The organism is Ramlibacter sp., from assembly GCF_013697775.1.
In the GTDB taxonomy this organism is placed as follows: Bacteria; Pseudomonadota; Gammaproteobacteria; order Burkholderiales; family Burkholderiaceae_C; genus Ramlibacter.
The window spans coordinates 1-4,221 of record NZ_JACCWG010000224.1; the positions used below are offsets into that span (position 1 = coordinate 1).

At 68.1% G+C, this 4,221-nt stretch carries 4 protein-coding genes and 1 pseudogene; 3 read left to right on the plus strand and 2 right to left on the minus strand.

Translation table 11 applies throughout. From position 1 onward, the window contains the following. Positions 1–512: pseudogene (locus H0U68_RS11125) on the minus strand (LysR family transcriptional regulator); the annotation flags it as partial. 92 nt (positions 513–604) lie between these two features. Here H0U68_RS11125 and H0U68_RS11130 point away from each other — a divergent pair. Together H0U68_RS11130 and H0U68_RS11135 are read left to right on the plus strand one after the other, a co-directional pair. Then, positions 605–1,678, plus strand: coding sequence for a tartrate dehydrogenase (locus H0U68_RS11130; RefSeq protein WP_296355535.1), 1,074 nt, complete (start codon positions 605–607; stop codon positions 1,676–1,678). A 29-nt stretch (positions 1,679–1,707) separates the two neighbouring features. Continuing rightward, positions 1,708–2,670, plus strand: coding sequence for a tripartite tricarboxylate transporter substrate binding protein (locus H0U68_RS11135; protein WP_296355537.1), 963 nt, complete (start codon positions 1,708–1,710; stop codon positions 2,668–2,670). A gap of 10 nt (positions 2,671–2,680) precedes the next feature. On the opposite strand, the gene H0U68_RS11140 is transcribed toward H0U68_RS11135, so the two are convergent. Further along, positions 2,681–3,061 (minus strand): nuclear transport factor 2 family protein, encoded by a 381-nt coding sequence (locus H0U68_RS11140; RefSeq protein WP_296355539.1) that lies wholly within the window; start codon positions 3,059–3,061, stop codon positions 2,681–2,683. A gap of 351 nt (positions 3,062–3,412) precedes the next feature. Here H0U68_RS11140 and H0U68_RS11145 point away from each other — a divergent pair, with 351 nt between their 5' ends. Next, positions 3,413–4,105: an MASE4 domain-containing protein gene (locus H0U68_RS11145; protein WP_296355540.1), complete on the plus strand. Its 693-nt coding sequence runs from the start codon at positions 3,413–3,415 to the stop codon at positions 4,103–4,105. The last annotated feature ends 116 nt before the right edge of the window (positions 4,106–4,221 follow it).

Here is a 4,221-nt window from a genome sequence, read left to right on the forward strand (position 1 = left end):
GCGCACAGCAGCCGCCGGTTCGGCGCGAGCCGCCGCGCCACCGCGCGCGCCTCGGGCGGCTCGCCGAAGCGCACGCAGACGTCGAAGGCGTCGTCGGCCAGCGGCGGCGGGTTCACCGAGAGCTGCAGCTGGGCTTCCACGCCGGGGTGGCGCTGCACGAAGGCGGCGATCAGCGGCGCCACATGCATGCGCCCGAAGCCCAGCGTCGCGTTCACCCGCAGCAGGCCTTTCGGCTCGGCGCGGGCGCCGCGGATCTCGCCTTCCACCTCCTCGATGTCGGCCAGGATGCGGCGCGCGTGCTGCAGGTAGGCCTCGCCCTCGGCCGTGAGGCTCAGCCGCCGTGTGGTGCGGTGCAGCAGCAGCGCACCCAGCCGCGCTTCCAGCTGCGCCAGTCGCTTGCTCACCGCCGACGTGCTGACCTACAGCTCGCGCGCCGCGGCCGACAGGCTGCCGCCCCGCGCGAGCAGCTGGAAGAACTGCATGTCGGACGACGCGGTGGCGGCAACGGCCATTGTTGACTCCCAGGTCAAGGGTGGCTTGAATTTTGCGCGCTTCCGCGCGTCGCCGGCGGGCCTACATTGGGGCAGAAGGAGCAACGTTTCGCATGCGCAACACCACCTACAGGATCGCCTGCATTCCCGGCGACGGCATCGGCAAGGAAGTCATCCCGGCGGGCCGCGAGGTGCTGCAGGCGCTTGCCGCCAGCGGTGCCGGCTTCGGTTTCGAATTCACCGACTTCGGCTGGGGCGGCGACTGGTACCGCGCGCACGGCGAGATGATGCCTGCTAACGGGCTGGATGCGCTGCGGGGCATGGACGCCATCCTGTTCGGCTCGGCCGGCGACCCGCAGATTCCGGACCACGTCACGCTGTGGGGCCTGCGCCTGAAGATCTGCCAGGGTTTCGACCAATATGCCAACGTGCGGCCCACGCGCATCCTGCCGGGAATCGACGCGCCGCTGAAACGCTGCGCGCCCCACGACCTGGACTGGGTGATCGTGCGCGAAAACAGCGAAGGCGAATATGCCGGCGTCGGCGGCCGGGCCCACCAGGGCCACCCGATCGAGGTCGCCACCGACGTGAGCGTCATGACGCGCGCCGGTGTCGAGCGGATCATGCGCTTCGCGTTCCGGCTGGCCCAGTCGCGCCCGCGCAAGCTGCTCACGGTGGTGACCAAGTCCAACGCGCAGCGCCACGCCATGGTGATGTGGGACGAAATCGCGCTGGAAGTCAGCCGCGCGTTCCCGGACGTGGCCTGGGACAAGGAGCTGGTGGACGCCTGCACAGCGCGCATGGTCAACCGGCCGGCCTCGCTGGACACGCTGGTGGCGACCAACCTGCATGCCGACATCCTGAGCGACCTGGCGGCGGCGCTGGCCGGCAGCCTGGGCATCGCGCCCACCGGCAACATCGACCCGGAGCGCCGCTACCCGTCGATGTTCGAGCCGATCCACGGCTCGGCCTTCGACATCATGGGCAAGGGCCTGGCCAACCCAGTGGGCACCTTCTGGAGCTGCGTGATGCTGCTGGAACACATCGGCGAACACGAGGCCGCCGCGCGCCTGATGGCCGCCATCGAGGCCGTGACCGCCGACCCCGCGCTGCACACCCGCGACCTGGGCGGCCGCGCCACCACGGCCGAGGTGACGGCCGCCGTGTGCAAGCGCCTCGCGCACTGAACCCGCAGGACAACCAAGGAGACAAGACCATGAAACGCATCCTCGGCACCCTCGCGCTGGCGCTGCTGGCGCCCGCCGCGTTCGCCCAGGGCCAGGTTCCCGCCTGCCCCGACAAGAACGTGCAGTACTGGCAGGCCTTCCCGCCCGGGGGCGAATCCGACCTGTCGGCGCGGCACCAGCAGATCGTGCTGAAGAAGAAATGCCCCGCGGTGGAAACCATCATCCAGTACAAGGCCGGTGCCGGCGGCGCGCTGATGTGGACGCAGATGAACCAGCTGCCCGGCGACGGCGTCAACGTGGTCGGGGTGAACCTGCCGCACATCGTGTTCCAGCCGATCCAGGGCGACGTGCAGTACAAGACGGCCGACGTGGTGCCGGTGTTCTGGTTTCACTTCACGCCCGACATCCTGGTGGTCAGCGCCAAGAGCGGCATCAAGGATTTTCCGGACTTCATCAAGGCCGCCAAGGCCAGCCCCGGCAAGCTGAGCCTGGCCGGCTCGGGCCAGTTCTCGGCCAACCACGCCGCGCACGAGCGCCTGGACGCCGCCTTCGGCATCAAGACCATCTACGTGCCGTTCAAGGGCACCGGCGACCTCGCCACCTCGGTGATGGGCGGCCAGGTGGACGGCGCCATGACGTACACGCCATTCGCCATCGCCAACAAGGACAAGGGCGTGCGCCCGCTGGCCGTGGCGATGGACAAGCGCCATCCCCTGATGCCCGACGTGCCCACCTTCAAGGAGCTGGGCGTGGACTGGGTCGACGGCGCCTACCGCGGCATCGGCGTGCCGAAGTCCACGCCGCCGGAAGCGCGCAAGCGCCTGTCGGACACCTGGCGCGCGCTGAACGGCGACGCCGAGATGAAGGAGCTGGCCGGCAAGAGCGGCTTCGAGCTGGTGAACGTCGGCGTCGAGGACATGGACGCCTTCATGCAGTCGAAGACGAAGCTCTACACCGAAGGCGCGGCGCGCATGGGGCTGGGCAAGAAGTAGCCGCTGCGGCCTACGCCGCAGCCGCCTGGTCCAGGAAACCCGTCACGCTTTGCAGCCGGTCGTCGCCGGCCAGCACGGCGACGTCGGTGCCGTGCGCGACCGGTGCGGCGACGCCGTTGACCGTCAGCGCCCACGAGAAGCGCACGCGGTCGTGGTGGCCCTGCGGCTCGCCGTGCAGAGTGAAATGCGCGCCCGGGTAGTGCTGCTGCACGCCGGCGATCAGCGCAGAGATGCCGTCGTGGCCGGCTACCTCGGCCATCGGGTCGACATAGGTCGCGCCGTCGGCGAAGGCTTCACGCACCAGCGCCAGGCGGCGCTGCGGATCGATTTCGTTCCAGGCACGCAGGTAGCGGTTGGCGATCTCGGTGGGGCTGGGCAGGACGGTGTTCATGGGGGACCTCGTTGAGAGATATGAATGGGATGGCGTTGCCGGCACCCCGTTTGTCCCATGCCGCGCGGGCGCGATCCATGACGTGGGAGGTCATGGGGGCACGGCCGCTCCCTGCCGGCTCATCACCGCAGCGGTGCGCTTGCCGGCGCGCTGGCTCCCCGCGAACAGCCAGTTGTTGCGCCCGATCGTGATCGGCCGAACCGGATGTGGCGGCCTGTCGGGCTCGCCGTCCGCAGCCTCGCTCGATACATCGCACTTGCAGCGACTGCGGGGAGCCGTCTGTCGGATTCGAGATGTAACGCCGAGGGCGCGGCCATGTAAACGAACTACTATGAGCCATTTGATTCGTACATGATCCTCTCACCAACCACGCTCGCAGGCGCGGCTGCCACGCAGCAGGACAAGTACCGGGCGCTTCTGTTTTGCTTGATGATCGGTTCGGTCACGGCGCTCTTCTTGCCCTTCGCCACTGCGCCATGGGTCTCGGTCCCCTCGTTCGTGCCGGTGTATCAGGTGGTCACGGCACTCAGCTACCTGCTGGCGTCCTGGTTGCTCTTCAAGGATTACGCGCACAGCGGGTCACGCTCTCTGCTGGTGCTGGCCGGCGGGTGCGTCTGGACAGGCCTGATCCTATTGGCGCAGCTTCTCACGATTCCCGGAGTCCTCGCTCTCGGCCGCTTGGTTGGGGGTGATCAGTCCACCATTCACTTGTGGATGTGGTGGCATCTTGGGCCTCCCGTGTACGCAGGGCTGTATACCCTGGCCGAGCGAAGGGCGGAAGCTGACGCGCCGGACATGAGAATCTGGGCGCCCGTGTGGACGATCGCCTGCGCACTGGTCGCCTTCTTCTCCGTGCTGGCATTGGTCACGGTGGGACATCCCTGGCTGGTCAAACTGAATGCCGGCCCGGACTTTTCGTTGATTGTCAGCACGAGCGTGGGGCCGGCGGTGACCTTGCTCAGCGCCCTGGCCGCTGCACTCGTCTGGCGGCAGACCAAGTGCAAGACGGTGCTGCAGCTGTGGCTCGTCGCCTCACTAGTGTAGTGCGCGCGAATTAGTTGAACTTTCGCTCGAAGGCATACTCCGATGGCCAAGGGGGTGTGATGCCATGCGGGTCGCCAAGTCGATTGAGCTGGATGGGCAGACGCAGCAGGAGCTTC

Bases quoted from the DNA above. Each gene is read 5' to 3' on its own strand.
- H0U68_RS11135 (WP_296355537.1), top strand. From the start codon at position 1,708: ATGAAACGCATCCTCGGCACCCTCGCGCTGGCGCTGCTGGCGCCCGCC.
- H0U68_RS11145 (WP_296355540.1), top strand. From the start codon at position 3,413: ATGATCCTCTCACCAACCACGCTCGCAGGCGCGGCTGCCACGCAGCAG.
- H0U68_RS11140 (WP_296355539.1), bottom strand. From the start codon at position 3,061: ATGAACACCGTCCTGCCCAGCCCCACCGAGATCGCCAACCGCTACCTG.
- H0U68_RS11130 (WP_296355535.1), top strand. From the start codon at position 605: ATGCGCAACACCACCTACAGGATCGCCTGCATTCCCGGCGACGGCATC.